Raw genomic sequence first — 15,018 nt, forward strand, 5'->3', positions numbered from 1 at the left:
TTTTCCTTTTAATTCTTATTTTCTTTCTATTTCATTAATAAATTTTTGGCCGATTTTGTCCCGATTAACAAACTAGTTATACTGTCTAAAGTCTTGTTTTAAACGATCATTACAGACTTTCTAGCCAAGCTTCATCTCGAACCTCGATACCAAGTTCTTGTGCTTTTTGCAGTTTACTTCCAGCATCTACTCCTGCAACGACGAGGTCGGTCTTTTTAGAAACACTACCTGTAACTTTGGCACCCAGACTTTCGAGTTTGCTTTTAGCTTCTGAGCGCTTGAGCCGTTCCAGTTTTCCAGTCAATACAACTGTCAAACCTGACAAGGCTGCATCTGCTACTACTGTCTGACCTTTATAATCCAGATTGACCCCAGCTTCTTTCAATTCTCTGAGGAGAATCTCAGAGCCTTCTGTCGCAAAATAAGTCTGAAGACTTTTGGCAATCACACCACCCAGACTTTCAATACTAGCCACTTCCTCTGGGTCTGCCTGAGCCAGATTTTCAATTGAATGAAAATGTTGAAGTAACAGCTGACTGGCCTTGCTTCCGACATGGCGAATTCCCAAACCAAATAAGAGTTTCTCGGCAGAATTTTCCTTAGATGCTTGAATAGCTTGATACAATTTAGAAGCAGACTTTTCCTTAACCCCCTCTAAAAGTAGGAAATCCTCTTCTTGTAATCGGTAAATATCTGCCACATCCTTGACTAAATTAGCAGCAAATAGTTTCTCAACGATAGATGGACCAAGGCCTGTAATATTCATGGCATCTCGAGAAGCAAAGTGGATCAAACCTTCCATGATTTGGGCAGGACAACGCGGATTGATACAACGCAGGGCCACTTCATCTTCAAAGTGCAACAAGCCAGAGTCACAACTTGGACAGTTTGTAGGGATATCTAGTTTTTCTTCAGAAACCCGTTTGGACTCTACCACACGTAAAACGGCAGGGATGATATCTCCAGCCTTATAAACTATAACCGTGTCGTCTTTGCGAATATCTTTTTCAGAAATATAATCCACATTGTGCAGGGTCGCACGGCTAACAGTTGTACCAGCTAGTTGTACCGGTGTGAGATTTGCAGTTGGAGTCACAACACCGGTACGACCAACTGTCCAATCAACTGATAAGAGTTTAGCTTCTTTTTCCTCAGCAGGAAACTTGTAGGCTACTGCCCACTTTGGAGCCTTAACGGTAAAACCAAGTTCTTCTTGACCTGCTAGGTCATTGACCTTGATCACTACTCCATCGATATCATAAGGCAGATTGTCCCGTTCCTCTCCTACTTCTTGGATAAAATTCCAAATCTCATCCATGCTTTCAGCCAGAATTCGTTTAGAATTGACTACAAAACCAAGTTGTTCTAGGTGCTTCAAAACCTTTTCTTGGCTGTCACGAGTTGAAGGGCTGGCTTCTTGATAGAGAAACGTTGCAAGATTGCGCTTGGCTACTACAGCTGTATCTAACTGTCGTAAAGTTCCTGCTGCTGCATTACGAGGATTAGCAAATTCAGGCTCTCCATTTTCTTGACGAGCTTGGTTAACCTGGTCAAAAGAAGCGCGTGGCATATAACATTCCCCACGAACCGTGATATCTAGTTCTTCTGGCAAAGTCAAAGGAATGTCCTTAACACGCTTGAGGTTTTCCGTGATATTCTCCCCAATAGAACCATCTCCACGCGTTGCCCCAGCAACGAAAATCCCCTTTTCATAAGTCAGCGAGATAGACAAGCCATCGATTTTCAGCTCACAAATATAGGTCGGATGAGCCACTTCCTTACGAACACGCGCATCAAAAGCTTCAAGCTCCTCACGTGAAAAAGCATCCTGCAAACTATAAAGAGGATACTGATGACTGTATTTTTCAAAACCATCTAAAACCTTGCCACCAACACGATGGGTCGGACTGTCTGCTAACACTTGCTTTGGATATGCAGTTTCTAACTCGACCAACTCACGGTAAAGACGGTCATACTCACTGTCTGAAACCGAGGGATTATCGCTGGTATAGTACTCAGTCGCATAGCGATTGAGCAAGGCGACTAACTCATTCATTCTTTTATTCATAAAACCATTTTACCACAAAGTAAGCCCTCCTCACAAACGAGAAGGGCGAAAAAACACTTAGATTGGAATTATTTTTGAAGTCCAAGCAAACTTATGTCTCTTTTTCAAAATGAGTTCGAACATATCCGAGAGCTAAGAAAGATAAGGCTACAACTCCAAGTCCAATAATCAAGAAAGAATAAAGATGTACACTTGGAAGCAAGGTCATTAAACCTGTTGCAATAGGCATAAATAATATAGCTAAGGTATAAATCGAACTGAGAACTCTACCAAGATATTCACCTTCAACCTTAGTTTGTACCTGAGTAAAAAAGTGAATATTAAAAATCGTCATAAATAATTCACAAATGAAATTTCCTGAAAAAGCAAGATAGGAGGGGAGGGTAAATCCCATTATCATCACTCCAAGTCCAGTCAGTGCCAATAAAAATAAAAGCATTTCCATACTAGCTTTAATCTTACTAGCTAACAACGCCCCAACAATAGATCCGATAGCACCCATTGTCAAAATAGTGGCATAGGCACCTTGTACTCCATAGAGCTGATTTGAAAAGGGAAGGAGGTAATTAAAAGCTGCAAAGAAAAAATTGACACTTGAAGCCATGACTAACAAAAAGAAGATTTCCTTTTGTTTTACAATATAGTGAACCCCCTCCTTGATATCAGAAAAAATAACTCTGAATGTAAGTTTCTTCTCCCCCAAAGCCTTCTCTTCTTTCTTTGGAAGTAAAGCTACCAATCCAAAAGCGAGAAAAAAACTAAGAGCATCTAATACCAAGGTAATGCGAAGACTTGCAAATTGTAAAACCAGAAAAGAAAGTACAGGAGAACTCACACTGACAACCTGCAAGACCAACTCCAAACGAGAATTATAGAGGACCAGTTCATCCTTCTCTACCAATTCTGTGATAATGGCCTTATTTGCAGGTCTAGAAAAGGCAAAAGCAATAGCTTGCACAATATTAGCAACAATCAAAGCTCCAATCATCCAGCTGTCATTCCTTATGAAAGAAATAGCCAGACAAAGAATCCCACAAACAAGGTCTGTCGTCATTAAAATCCTACGACGAGAAAATCGGTCTGAAATAACTCCACCAAAGGGATTTACGAGAATAGATGTGACGAGTTCAGAAATCTGATACATTCCTAAAACTGTCTGTCCGATAGTCCCCACGGAAGCCAACCAGACACTATTCCCATAATCATAGAGCATATTACCTATCTTGTTAACAGCTCCACGGCTAATCAACTGTACTGCATAGCGATTCATATAAAAACTCCTCTCAAATTTTGAAACTATTGTATCAAAACTGAAAGGAGCTTTTTATTTTTCCCTTATTTGGGAAAATTAATCTTTGACAAATTTTTCGTAGTGTTCCTGATAGTAGGCTACTTGCTCTGGAAGACCTAGCACGTCAAAAATATGCATTGCCTCTTGCATTTGGCTACAACCTTCTTTACACTGTCCCTTTTGATACAAGGCAAAGCCTTTTAAATAATGAAAAATATTACGCTCATAAAGCTTAATACCTTTACCAATAATCTTCTCTGTATAAGTCTCAAAATAGCTTGCATTATCAAAAGAAGCATGCTCTAAACAATGCTGGTAACAATTGAGCGCCAAAATCAACACTAATCTCTTATGGCGACCAATCTCTTGGTAAAATTCCTCCCTCTCCATAACTTCTCTACCAATCCGAGTGACATAGTCCACATCGTAGAAACTATAGAGGTTCCCGAAAAGAATCAACTCATACATGGTCCATTCTTCTGTTTTGAAGAGATAATCTGCTACCTTATCCAAATCATCCTGCTTCATATCATAAGTCGCATCTCTTTGACAAATCAGACCTTGTAGCAAAATCCAGTTCAGCTCAAAATAAAGAGGATTGATCGAACTCTTAGCCTTTTCAAGTTGTTCTCTTTGAAGCTTTTGAAAACCTGCAATATCATTTGAATAGTAAAGAGGCACAATTTGTCCCATCATGGCAACATGTTCATGATTGTGAAAATTCCTTGCCTTGTCCATGAAATTTTCGATTGTGACATGAATGTTATCCAAAATCTCAAAAAAACGTGAGACTGCTAGGTCAGACTCCCCAAGCTCAAAGCGAGATAACTGAGAAGTTGAACAGGACTCCCCTGCCGCCTCCTTTAAAGAATAATTTCCACTTGTCCGAAATTCACGAAATACTTTCCCAAGATGTTCCATCTTTACACCTGCTCTGATAATTCTTCCCACTCAAGCATAGCTTCTTCCTGACGATGACTGATTTTGTCCAGCTCAGCCTGCAATTCCATGAGTTTTTCGGCATCGTTTGTTTCCAACATTTGTTCAGAAATGGCTTGGCTTTGACTTTCTAACTCTTCGATTTCAGCTTCTAGACTTTCAATTTGTCGCATGAGTTTGCGAACTTCTTTTTGACTTTCTTTTTGGGCTTGATAGTCATTAACTGGGCTTGCTTCTTTTGCTTGATTGCTAGTTGAAGCTTCCTCACTTTGAATCATTTCTACTTCTGCTTTCTTCTCAACATAGTAGTCATAATCTCCCAAGTAAAGAGTCGAGCCATTCTCAGACAATTCTAGAACATGGGTAGCCACACGATTGATAAAGTAACGGTCATGGCTGACGAATAGAAGAGTTCCATCGAAGTCAATCAAGGCATTTTCTAGCACTTCCTTGCTATCAATATCCAAGTGGTTGGTTGGCTCATCAAGGATCAGGAAGTTGTTGTTTTCCATAGACAATTTAGCCAAAAGCAAACGAGCTTTTTCGCCACCAGACAGCATGCCAACTGATTTTTTGACATCATCTCCTGAGAAAAGGAAGGCACCTAGACGGTTACGGATTTCAACTTCTGGTGTCAGTTTAAAATCATTCCAAAGTTCATCAAGTACCGTATTACTTGGTGTCAGCTTGCTTTGGGTTTGGTCATAGTAACCAACCTCAACATTAGCGCCAAAGCGCTTCTCACCCTTGATAAAAGGAATCTGATCCACGATTGATTTGATAAAGGTTGACTTGCCGATACCATTTGGACCAACGATAGCGACAGCATTCATCTTACGAAGGTCTAAGTTGATAGGCTCTGACAGTACTTCCTCATCATAGCCAATAGTTGCATTTTCAACAGTCAAAACAACATTGCCCGACAGTTTCTCAGACTGGAAGGTCATATTGGCTGATTTCTTGCCAGCTTCCGGCTTGTCCAAACGTTCCATTTTTTCCAGTTGTTTACGGCGAGATTGGGCACGTTTGGTCGTTGAAGCTCGGACTAGATTGCGGTTGACAAAGTCTTCCAGAGCTGCAATTTCCTTTTGTTGCTTTTCATAGTTTTTTGCCTCAGTAGCTAGCTTTTGCTCCTTTAACTCAACAAAACGAGAGTAATTCCCCACATAACGATCCAAGGAATGCTTGGTCAAATCTAGCGTAATTGTTGCAACTTTGTCCAAGAAATAACGGTCGTGGCTGACAATAATGAGAGCACCGCTATAGTTTACTAGGTAATTCTCTAGCCAGGCTATAGTTTCAATATCTAAGTGGTTGGTTGGCTCGTCCAAGACCAAGAGATTTGGCTTTTCAAGGAGCATTTTAGCAAGTGCCAAACGAGTATTTTGACCACCCGAAAGCTCAGCAATTTTCATCTGCCACATAGACTCGTCAAACTTGAATCCATTCAAAATCGCTCGGATATCAGCTTCATAAGTGAAACCACCTGCTTGGCGAAAATTCTCAGATAAGCGATCGTAATCTGACATCAGTTTATCCAAATCCTCACCAGACTTTTCACCCATCTCCAACTCCATCTGACGCAGTTGTTTCTCAGTCCGACGTAAGTCATCAAAGACATGAAGCATTTCATCGTAGATGGTATTTTCAGACTCAAAACGGCTATCTTGGGCTAGGTAAGATAGAGAAATATCTTTTTTCTTATTGATTTCTCCACTAGTTGGCTCCTCTTCTCCAACTAAAATCTTCAAAAGAGTAGACTTCCCGGCACCATTTTTCCCAACAAGGGCAATCCGATCTCGTTCATCAACTTGTAGGTTAATATTATCAAAAAGAACCTCTCCTGCAAAAGAACGTTCAATTTTATTAGCTTGTAAAATAATCATACAAGTAGTATAGCATGTTTCCCTAAGGCATTCAAGACTTGATAAACCGGCATATGTCACTACTTTTCTGAAAATTATGCTACCGTTTTACTAAAACGCTAAAAAGTGCTATAATGTGAACGGTTAAAACAATTTACAAAAAGGAGAATTTCAATGTCTTACCAAGAAAATTACCAGAAATGGGTTGATTTTGCAGAGCTTCCTGATTACCTTCGTCAAGATTTGGAAAATATGGATGAAAAAACGAAGGAAGATGCCTTCTATACAAATCTTGAATTTGGTACTGCAGGTATGCGTGGCTTGATTGGTGCTGGTACAAACCGCATCAACATCTATGTTGTTCGTCAAGCTACTGAAGGATTGGCTCGTTTGATTGAGTCTAAAGGTGGAAACGAAAAAGAACGTGGTGTAGCAATCGCCTACGATAGCCGTCACTTCTCACCAGAGTTTGCCTTTGAATCTGCGGCAGTTCTTGCTAAACACGGTATCAAATCTTATGTATTTGAAAGCCTTCGTCCAACTCCAGAACTATCATTTGCAGTTCGTCACCTCAACTGTTTCGCGGGTATCATGGTCACAGCCAGTCACAACCCTGCACCATTTAACGGATACAAGGTTTACGGTGAAGACGGTGGACAAATGCCTCCACACGACGCGGACGCTTTGACTACTTATATCCGTGCAATCGAAAACCCATTTGCAGTTGAAGTTGCTGATGTGGAAGCTGAAAAAGCTTCTGGTTTAATTGAAGTCATCGGCGAAGCTGTCGATGTTGAATACCTTAAAGAGGTTAAGGACGTAAACATCAACCCAGCCTTGATTGAAGAATTTGGTAAAGACATGAAGATTGTCTACACACCACTTCATGGTACTGGTGAAATGTTGGCTCGTCGTGCTCTTGCCCAAGCAGGATTTGACTCTGTTCAAGTCGTTGAAGCGCAAGCAACTGCCGATCCTGACTTCTCAACTGTAAAATCTCCAAACCCAGAAAGCCAAGCAGCCTTTGCCCTTGCTGAAGAACTTGGTCGTCAAGTTGGTGCAGATGTTCTTGTGGCAACTGACCCTGATGCTGACCGTGTGGGTGTTGAAGTTCTTCAAAAAGATGGTAGCTACCTCAACCTTTCAGGTAACCAAATCGGTGCTATCATGGCTAAATACATCTTGGAAGCCCACAAAAACGCTGGAACTCTTCCTGAAAATGCAGCCCTATGTAAATCTATCGTATCAACTGACTTGGTAACGAAGATTGCTGAAAGCTACGGCGCAACTATGTTCAACGTCTTGACTGGTTTCAAATTTATCGCTGAAAAAATCCAAGAATTCGAAGAAAAACACAATCACACATACATGATGGGATTTGAAGAAAGCTTCGGTTACTTGATTAAACCATTCGTACGTGATAAAGATGCTATCCAAGCCGTTCTTGTAGTTGCTGAACTCGCTGCCTACTACCGTTCACGCGGTTTGACACTTGCTGACGGTATCGAAGAAATCTACAAAGAATACGGCTACTACGCTGAAAAGACTATCTCTGTTACTCTTTCTGGTGTTGATGGTGCTGAACAAATCAAAGCCATCATGGCTAAATTCCGTGACAATGGTCCGAAAGAATGGAATGCAACAGCTATCACTGTCGTAGAAGACTTCAAAGCTCAAACAGCTACTGCTGCTGACGGCACTGTTACAAACTTGACAACTCCTCCAAGTGATGTGTTGAAATACACACTTGCTGACGGTTCATGGATTGCCGTTCGCCCTTCAGGAACAGAACCAAAAATCAAGTTCTACATTGCAGTTGTAGGTGAAACCAACGAAGAATCACAAGCTAAAATTGCTAACATCGAAGCAGAAATCAATGCTTTTGTAAAATAAAGCCCTATAAAAGATGAGACCAACCAATCTCATCTTTTTTTCGTATCAAATCTAAGCAATTTTAGAAACTTTATGGCATACTAGACATATCAATGAAAGCGAGGTAATCTCATGGAACAATTTTTAGATAATATCAAAGACCTTGAAGTCACTACAGTTGCGCGTGCGCAAGAAGCTCTTGATAAGAAAGAAACTGCAACCTTCTTTATCGGTCGCAAAACTTGCCCTTACTGCCGTAAATTTGCAGGTACTTTAGCAGGTGTCGTAGCTGAAACCAAAGCTCACATCTACTTCATCAACAGTGAAGAACCAAGCCAACTCAATGAGTTACAAGCATTCCGCTCACGCTACGGAATCCCAACTGTACCAGGATTTGTTCACATTGCAGATGGACAAATCAACGTCCGTTGTGACTCTTCAATGTCAGCACAAGAAATCAAAGAATTTGCAGGATTGTAAAAAAGTCACTCGTATGAGTGGCTTTTTTCATATTTTCTATAGGGAAGGTATGATTTCCATCACTTTAACCATTGATTTCATTATATATAGGTTTAGTTGCACCTGTCTAGAATAGTAATAATTTCCTCCATTTACATAGAGTTCGGCTCCATGGAAAATGGAAATGGGGTGAATATAACTATAAGTCTTTCCAGTGGTATTGCCAAGCAAGGGAGCAACAGTCTCACGAGAGTACTGTTTGGCCAGAGCCAAGGTGTTTTCCTTACCATTTTGGGCGATAAAATCGATATAGGCAGGTCCAAAATTATAGGCTTGAACAGCCGTCCAGGCATCAACACCCTTCTTCTGAGCCAGATAGAGATTATCTGTCAGAGTTTGAACGCCTTGCCGAATGCTAGAGGCATTATCATTGATGGTGTTGGTGGAACCACTTGCAGACTCACTAGACTGCATAACATCGCCTTCTTTTCCTTTTGTTTCGGTATAAATCATAGCGAGCACAAGCTCTTCGTTTGCTGGGGTGTCTTTTTCACTCAAGATTTCTCGTACCATGGGTTGATAGGTCATGACTTGCTTGACATCTTGGTTAACGCGATAAGCTTTATAGCCAGCAAAAAGGAAGACTGCTAGTACAAGCACTCTTCGAATTCGTTTAAACATTATTTACTTTGGATATCCTCGATATTTTTGATTAAGATAGAGTAGGTTCCATTATCATTTTGGATAAACTCAACAGACTCGGCGTCTTGATAGACGTTATTGGGAACGATGAGCTCAATTCCATTTGACAAGGAGAGTTTTTGGTTTTCAAATTTTTTAAGCTGGCGACTGGCATCAATTTCATCAAATTGAACTGGTTCTGGTACGGCTTCTTTGACTTGGTCAATAAAGCTCAAACGAGCAGTCAGATTGTTATCAAAAAGGTCGTTAGCCAATTTCTCAGGCGACAATCCATTGCTTTCTTCCAGATTGTTAAAAATCGCTGATTTGACCTTAGATTGAAATTGAAAATCATCTGTATTAAAAGTCTCAGCAATTCGCTGTGCCGTTTTTTCTAGTTCTTTGATAGATTTTTTAGGAGAAATCTTAGGAGCGACAGCAAGAAGATTTTCTGAAAAATAGTTCAAGAAAGCCCCATTGTACTTGATACGTTTTTCAATCAGATGGTACTTGCGACTCTGAAGATTGACCACCAAGGCTTCGTCAGCACCCGTTCCAAATCCAGGCAGGTTATTCTGAGTCAGCTTGATTGGATTATCAACTTCTCCACCGAGGTGGGTCAAGGTCTCCCGCAGAGCAATTCGTAAGAAAGCAAAATGTTCCACGCCTTCTTTAGAAAATTGCACAAAAATCAAGTCATTGGTCTTGAGATTTTCAGAAATACTGAACTCTTCTTTCCAGAGATTAGCAAGCTTTACTGATGTCTCCAACAAATCGTCAGTGATGTGATTGAAGAAGGGATTTTCTTCTTCGAAAATCCCAGTCTTGGCTTCATCTGAATACACACGTTCAATTTTTTTACGCAGGTATTCTTCGATTTTTGGAGTAATATTGAGAAACTTATCCGCTAGGAACAGCTCGGTATCATCCGGACTGAACTGGTGAATAATGGCTTTCTTAATATAAATGTCCATAAAAGTTTTAGTCCTCGTATAATGGGAAGGCATCTGTCAATGATTTGACTTCACTTCTCACTTCTTCTAAGACAGCTTCATTTTCTGCATTCTTGAGAGTTTTAATGATGAGTTCAGCCACTTTGCGACTTTCTTCTTCACCAAATCCACGCGCAGTAATGGCTGCAGATCCGATACGAATCCCACTTGTCTTGAATGGTGACAAGGTTTCGTAAGGAATTGAGTTTTTATTTAGGGTAATATTGACTTCATCCAGCAAGTTTTGAGCAACTTTTCCGTTTTCTACAACCTTAGTCACATCCACTAGGAAGAGATGGTTTTCAGTCCCGCCAGAAATAATACGGAAATCAGGGTCTTGCAAGAAGACATCTGCCATAGCCTTGCTGTTCTTGATAACATTAGCAGCATATTCCTTGAAGGCTGGATCCAAAACTTCTTTGAAGGAAACAGCTTTAGCCGCCACAACGTGCTCCAAAGGACCACCCTGAATACCAGGGAAAATAGCTGAATTGATTTTCTTAGCTAAGTCTTCATCATTGGTCAAAATCAAACCACCACGTGGTCCACGAAGGGTTTTGTGGGTCGTTGTTGTAGTGATATGAGCGTATGGCACTGGACTTGGGTGAAGACCAGCCGCAACCAAACCAGCTATATGGGCCATATCAACCATGAGCTTAGCACCAACGGCATCTGCAATTTCACGGAATTTTGAAAAGTCGATAATTTGAGAATAGGCTGAAGCACCTGCTACGATCAATTTTGGTTTTACTTCTTGGGCTTGTTTCAAGATAGCATCAAAATCCAAGAGTTCCGTTTCAGGATCTACACTATAAGAAACAAAGTTGTAGGTTTGACCTGAGAAGCTAACTGGAGCTCCGTGGGTCAAGTGTCCACCTGCTGCCAAATCCATCCCCATGACGGTATCACCTGGCTCAATCAAGGCCATGTAAGCCGCACAGTTGGCTTGGCTTCCTGAGTGTGGTTGGACATTGGCAAATTTTGCACCGAAAATTTCTTTTGCGCGTTCAATGGCTAGAGATTCTACCACGTCTACTACATCTGTTCCACCATAATAACGGCGTCCTGGGTAGCCTTCGGCATATTTATTCGTCAAGATAGACCCTTGAGCTGCCATAACAGCCTTGGAAACTACGTTTTCCGAAGCAATCAACTCGATATTGTTTTGTTGGCGTTCCTCTTCTTTGGCAATAGCATTCCAGAGATCAGCATCATATGCTTTAAAATCATCTTTGTCAAAAATCATAGGTCTTCTCCTTTTATTGTGTGACTAGTCCATTAGTTTAATTTTCTTATTAGAAAATCAAACTAAAAGATGCGAATAAACCGTTTCTGCACTTTATCACAAGTATAACCAACTTTTTCATAAAATGCATGAGCACCCAGACGATGGTCGGCAGAGTTTAAGCGGATAAACCCATAACCACGTCTTTTTGCTTCTTCTTCCAACCCTTGTAATAAGCTTTTACCAATACCTTGACCTTGCGCTTGAGGTAAAACTGCTAAGGCTAAAATATTAAATCCTGCTTTGGAATAGAGGGATTCGTAAACTTCAGCGTGGACATATCCAAGTAAGACATGACTAGCTGCATCCTCATAGCCAAGTAGGAAATGATGTGAATTCCGAGACAGTCTAGCTAGTTGACTAGCCGTGTCCTCTAGACTAAAAGAATAGCCCAAAGCCTCTTGGTTGATGTCACAAATCGCTTTCAAATCAGTTTCTCTTAAATCTCTTAGCATCTCATTCCTCCTCAAAAGAAATCTCTGGCAACCGAGCAAGAATATCTTCTCGCTTAATCGCCCCTTGGCGTAAGATTTTCACCTTGTCTCCAGACAAATCCAAAATAGTTGAGTCCTGTCCAGTTAGAAAGGAATCGTCTTCCAAACCCAAAACCTCTTGGTCAAAATCCTCTAGAATTTGAGCAAAGGTCACCCCACTTGCCTGACCTGAGATATTGGCAGACGGTCCAATCAAGGGCCCCGTCTCTCGAATCAAATCCAGCGTGATAGGATGACTGGGCATCCGAAATCCCACCGTTGCAAGGCCAGAATTAACCCAATAGGGAACTTGGTCATTGGCTTCAAGGATAATGGTCAAGGGACCTGGTAAAAAGGTCTCTACAAGTTTTTGAAGATAAATTGGCTGATTCTTTGAAAAGTGCAAGATATCCTCTAAAGAGGCAATATTGAGATTGAGTGCCTTGTCTCTGGGACGACGTTTGAGTTGGTAAACATGGTCAACTGCTTTTTCATCTAAAGCCTTAGCAAAAAGACCGTAAACTGTCTCTGTAGGTAGAACGACAGCTCCACCATTTTCCAACTCTTGTCTAATCCTGTCCATCATCAACTACAACCATCCTATCTTGACTAAACTGGTCCTTGAGTGTTCGAACTCTTTTTTCAGGAAGATGTTTCCTAAAAAGATCAGGAACACTTTGACCTTGCTTGTATCCAATTTCAAGGTAAATCTTACCACCATCTTTGAGATAGTCTTTTGCATCTTCCGCAATTCTACGGTAAATAGCTAGGCCATCCTCGTCTGCAAAGAGAGCTAGATGAGGCTCCGAATGCAAGACATTCAAGCCGACCTCTGACTCATCTTCACGAGAGATATAGGGTGGATTGGAAACAATTATATCATATTTTTCAGAAATTTCTGTAAAACAGTCAGATTTTTTTAAAAATATTTGAAGATTTTGATTTTTAGCATTTTCGTTAGCTACATCTAAAGCATTTTGGGAAAAATCTGCTGCCGTCACTGACCAATTTGGTCTGTTTTTTGCCAAGGCAAGAGCAATAGCTCCACTACCTGTACCTAAATCCAAAACTGATAGATTCATCTCAGGATTTTCAGCCAGGATAAGCTCCACCAACTCCTCTGTTTCTGGACGAGGGATCAATACTCGATCATCAACTTTTAACTGCATTCCATAAAAATCTGCCTGTCCAATGATGTACTGTGCCGGTTTATGAGCTGCTAACTGTTGGAAAATTCCTTTTACAAATACTTCTTCCTCTTCCGTCACTTCCTGCTGGAGGGCAAAAACAAAGTCCGTAAAAGATAGATTTTTCAGGCTACGATAGACAAAAGAGAGGCTTTCAGCTTCCTCTCCTTGTCTTATCAACTCTTCTTCAAAATCTGAAAATAATTGAGCTAATTTCATTATTTGTTTAATTCTTCTAATTTTTGTGTTTGGTCATAGAGCACCAAGGCATCAACAACTTCGTCCAATTTACCAGACAAAATCGTATCTAGTTTTTGGAGAGTCAAACCGATACGGTGGTCTGTGACACGGTTTTGTGGGAAGTTATAAGTACGAATCCGTTCTGAACGGTCACCAGTACCAATCGTTGACTTACGCTCAGCGTCTTGTTCATCTTGTGCAATTTGTGCGAAGTGGTCAGCAACACGCGCACGGATAATTTTCATGGCTTTCTCACGGTTTTTCTGCTGGGTACGTTCTTCCTGCATCTCAACCTTGATATTGGTTGGCAAGTGAACGATACGAACGGCAGTCGCAACCTTATTGACGTTCTGTCCACCAGCACCTGATGCATGGTAGATGTCGACACGAAGGTCTTTTGGATCAATATCGTATTCTACTTCTTCGACTTCAGGCATGACAAGAACTGTTGCTGTCGAAGTATGTACACGGCCTTGGCTTTCTGTCACAGGGACACGTTGCACACGATGAGCACCAGATTCGTACTTGAGTTTTGAGTATACGGACTGACCTGAAACCATGGCAACAACTTCTTTAAAACCACCGACACCGTTCATAGAAGCTTCCATGACTTCAAAGCGCCAGCCTTGGGCTTCTGCATACTTTTGGTACATAGTTAGAAGGTCTCCGGCGAAAAGTGCCGCTTCGTCACCACCAGCCGCTCCACGAATTTCAAGGATGATATTCTTGTCATCGTTTGGATCCTTTGGAAGGAGCAAGATTTTCAGTTTTTCTTCGTATTCTTCTTTTTCATCCTTGGCATCTTTGAGTTCTTGCTTGGCCATTTCTTCCAAGTCAGCATCTCCACCTGATTCCTTAATCATTTCTTCAGCGTCAACAATGTTTTGAAGGACTTGTTTGTATTCTCGGTAGGCTGTTACTGTGTCACGAGTTGAAGCCTCTTCTTTTGAAAGCTCCATGAAACGCTTGGTGTCTGAGACGACATCTGGGTCACTCAGCAACTCTCCTAATTCTTCATAACGGTCTTCTACAGCTTGTAGTTGATCATAGATGTTCATTTTTCTTCATTCTCCTTATTGATTTCAGGGGCAAAATAATGTTTACGACAAACTGAGATATAGGTTTCATTACCACCAATCTGGATCTGCTCACCATCATAGACTGGCAGTCCATCCTGTGTACGCAAAACCATAGTTGCCTTTTTCTTACAATACTGACAGATGGTCTTGATTTCGTCAATCTTGTCTGCTAAGAGCAAGAGATACTTGGAACCTTCGAACAGTTCATTTCGAAAATCATTTTTCAAACCAAAAGCCATGACGGGTATATCTAACTCGTCCACAACACGAGCTAGGTCATAAACATGATGACGTTTGAGAAACTGGGCTTCATCAACCAACACACAGTAAGGTTTTTCTGATAGGTCTCGGATATAGCCGAAGATATCAGTTGTTTCCTCAATCGCAATGGCAGGGCGTTTCATGCCAATACGACTCGACACATAGCCAACACCGTCACGAGTATCAAGAGCTGAGGTCATAATCACAACACCTTTTCCTTGCTCCTCGTAGTTATAGGCCACCTTAAGAATCTCGATTGTCTTTCCAGAGTTCATGGTCCCATAACGATAATACAACTGTGCCATGTTTCTTGCTTCACATCCATT

14 protein-coding genes are annotated in these 15,018 nt (G+C 41.1%); 2 read left to right on the forward strand and 12 right to left on the reverse strand.

Annotation, left to right across the window (positions count from 1 at the left end):
• Nucleotides 1-109 precede the first annotated feature (109 nt).
• The 4 genes from ligA to D8837_RS05580 all read right to left on the reverse strand — a co-directional run bounded on the left by ligA (nucleotide 110) and on the right by D8837_RS05580 (nucleotide 6,184).
• Nucleotides 110-2,068: an NAD-dependent DNA ligase LigA gene (ligA, locus tag D8837_RS05565; protein WP_125456452.1), complete on the reverse strand. Its 1,959-nt coding sequence runs from the start codon at nucleotides 2,066-2,068 to the stop codon at nucleotides 110-112.
• 91 nt (nucleotides 2,069-2,159) lie between these two features.
• A complete protein-coding gene (locus D8837_RS05570) occupies nucleotides 2,160-3,338 on the reverse strand; it encodes an MFS transporter (RefSeq protein WP_125456453.1) in 1,179 nt (392 codons plus the stop codon).
• A gap of 78 nt (nucleotides 3,339-3,416) precedes the next feature.
• Complete coding sequence (locus tag D8837_RS05575) at nucleotides 3,417-4,280, reverse strand: XRE/MutR family transcriptional regulator (RefSeq protein ID WP_125456454.1); 864 nt, start codon at nucleotides 4,278-4,280, stop codon at nucleotides 3,417-3,419.
• Between the two features lie 2 nt (nucleotides 4,281-4,282).
• On the reverse strand, nucleotides 4,283-6,184 hold the full coding sequence (locus tag D8837_RS05580) for an ATP-binding cassette domain-containing protein (protein ID WP_125456455.1): 1,902 nt from the start codon (nucleotides 6,182-6,184) through the stop codon (nucleotides 4,283-4,285).
• Between the two features lie 153 nt (nucleotides 6,185-6,337).
• On the opposite strand from D8837_RS05580, the gene D8837_RS05585 reads away from it, so the two are divergent.
• Both D8837_RS05585 and D8837_RS05590 read left to right on the forward strand, forming a co-directional pair.
• The gene (locus D8837_RS05585; RefSeq protein WP_125456456.1) at nucleotides 6,338-8,056 is read left to right on the forward strand and encodes a phospho-sugar mutase; all 1,719 of its coding nucleotides are present in this window, start codon (nucleotides 6,338-6,340) and stop codon (nucleotides 8,054-8,056) included.
• A 111-nt stretch (nucleotides 8,057-8,167) separates the two neighbouring features.
• Nucleotides 8,168-8,515 (forward strand): thioredoxin, encoded by a 348-nt coding sequence (locus D8837_RS05590; protein ID WP_023944304.1) that lies wholly within the window; start codon nucleotides 8,168-8,170, stop codon nucleotides 8,513-8,515.
• A gap of 36 nt (nucleotides 8,516-8,551) precedes the next feature.
• On the opposite strand, the gene pmp23 is transcribed toward D8837_RS05590, so the two are convergent.
• The 8 genes from pmp23 to D8837_RS05630 form a co-directional block, all read right to left on the reverse strand.
• Nucleotides 8,552-9,175, reverse strand: coding sequence for a cell wall hydrolase Pmp23 (gene pmp23, locus D8837_RS05595; RefSeq protein ID WP_125456457.1), 624 nt, complete (start codon nucleotides 9,173-9,175; stop codon nucleotides 8,552-8,554).
• Nucleotides 9,175-10,149 carry a nucleoid-associated protein gene (locus D8837_RS05600; protein WP_185755675.1) on the reverse strand — a complete coding sequence of 325 codons (975 nt, stop codon included), beginning with the start codon at nucleotides 10,147-10,149 and terminating at the stop codon, nucleotides 9,175-9,177. The genes pmp23 and D8837_RS05600 overlap by 1 nt, the downstream gene beginning before the upstream one ends.
• Nucleotides 10,150-10,156: 7 nt before the next feature.
• Nucleotides 10,157-11,413, reverse strand: a complete 1,257-nt coding sequence (gene glyA / locus D8837_RS05605; protein ID WP_125456459.1) for a serine hydroxymethyltransferase — start codon at nucleotides 11,411-11,413, stop codon at nucleotides 10,157-10,159.
• Nucleotides 11,414-11,475: 62 nt separating this feature from the next.
• Entirely contained in the window at nucleotides 11,476-11,907 is a 432-nt protein-coding gene (locus tag D8837_RS05610; protein WP_125456460.1) for a GNAT family N-acetyltransferase, read from the reverse strand.
• 1 nt (nucleotide 11,908) lies between these two features.
• Nucleotides 11,909-12,511 carry an L-threonylcarbamoyladenylate synthase gene (locus tag D8837_RS05615; RefSeq protein WP_125456461.1) on the reverse strand — a complete coding sequence of 201 codons (603 nt, stop codon included), beginning with the start codon at nucleotides 12,509-12,511 and terminating at the stop codon, nucleotides 11,909-11,911.
• Complete coding sequence (gene prmC / locus D8837_RS05620; RefSeq protein ID WP_125456462.1) at nucleotides 12,495-13,331, reverse strand: peptide chain release factor N(5)-glutamine methyltransferase; 837 nt, start codon at nucleotides 13,329-13,331, stop codon at nucleotides 12,495-12,497. Before prmC ends, D8837_RS05615 begins: the two co-directional genes overlap by 17 nt.
• Entirely contained in the window at nucleotides 13,331-14,410 is a 1,080-nt protein-coding gene (gene prfA / locus D8837_RS05625; protein WP_125456463.1) for a peptide chain release factor 1, read from the reverse strand. The genes prmC and prfA overlap by 1 nt, the downstream gene beginning before the upstream one ends.
• Nucleotides 14,407-14,997 (reverse strand): thymidine kinase, encoded by a 591-nt coding sequence (locus D8837_RS05630; RefSeq protein ID WP_020902848.1) that lies wholly within the window; start codon nucleotides 14,995-14,997, stop codon nucleotides 14,407-14,409. The genes prfA and D8837_RS05630 overlap by 4 nt, the downstream gene beginning before the upstream one ends.
• Between the last annotated feature and the right edge of the window lie 21 nt (nucleotides 14,998-15,018).

It is taken from the genome of Streptococcus mitis (genome assembly GCF_003942965.1).
Lineage (GTDB): Bacteria > Bacillota > Bacilli > Lactobacillales > Streptococcaceae > Streptococcus > Streptococcus mitis_BH.

Excerpts from the sequence above, each read along its gene's own strand:
- ligA (WP_125456452.1), bottom strand. The coding sequence starts at position 2,068 with ATGAATAAAAGAATGAATGAGTTAGTCGCCTTGCTCAATCGCTATGCG.
- D8837_RS05570 (WP_125456453.1), bottom strand. The coding sequence starts at position 3,338 with ATGAATCGCTATGCAGTACAGTTGATTAGCCGTGGAGCTGTTAACAAG.
- D8837_RS05575 (WP_125456454.1), bottom strand. The coding sequence starts at position 4,280 with ATGGAACATCTTGGGAAAGTATTTCGTGAATTTCGGACAAGTGGAAAT.
- D8837_RS05580 (WP_125456455.1), bottom strand. The coding sequence starts at position 6,184 with ATGATTATTTTACAAGCTAATAAAATTGAACGTTCTTTTGCAGGAGAG.
- D8837_RS05585 (WP_125456456.1), top strand. The coding sequence starts at position 6,338 with ATGTCTTACCAAGAAAATTACCAGAAATGGGTTGATTTTGCAGAGCTT.
- D8837_RS05590 (WP_023944304.1), top strand. The coding sequence starts at position 8,168 with ATGGAACAATTTTTAGATAATATCAAAGACCTTGAAGTCACTACAGTT.
- pmp23 (WP_125456457.1), bottom strand. The coding sequence starts at position 9,175 with ATGTTTAAACGAATTCGAAGAGTGCTTGTACTAGCAGTCTTCCTTTTT.
- D8837_RS05600 (WP_185755675.1), bottom strand. The coding sequence starts at position 10,149 with ATGGACATTTATATTAAGAAAGCCATTATTCACCAGTTCAGTCCGGAT.
- glyA (WP_125456459.1), bottom strand. The coding sequence starts at position 11,413 with ATGATTTTTGACAAAGATGATTTTAAAGCATATGATGCTGATCTCTGG.
- D8837_RS05610 (WP_125456460.1), bottom strand. The coding sequence starts at position 11,907 with ATGCTAAGAGATTTAAGAGAAACTGATTTGAAAGCGATTTGTGACATC.
- D8837_RS05615 (WP_125456461.1), bottom strand. The coding sequence starts at position 12,511 with ATGATGGACAGGATTAGACAAGAGTTGGAAAATGGTGGAGCTGTCGTT.
- prmC (WP_125456462.1), bottom strand. The coding sequence starts at position 13,331 with ATGAAATTAGCTCAATTATTTTCAGATTTTGAAGAAGAGTTGATAAGA.
- prfA (WP_125456463.1), bottom strand. The coding sequence starts at position 14,410 with ATGAACATCTATGATCAACTACAAGCTGTAGAAGACCGTTATGAAGAA.
- D8837_RS05630 (WP_020902848.1), bottom strand. The coding sequence starts at position 14,997 with ATGGCACAGTTGTATTATCGTTATGGGACCATGAACTCTGGAAAGACA.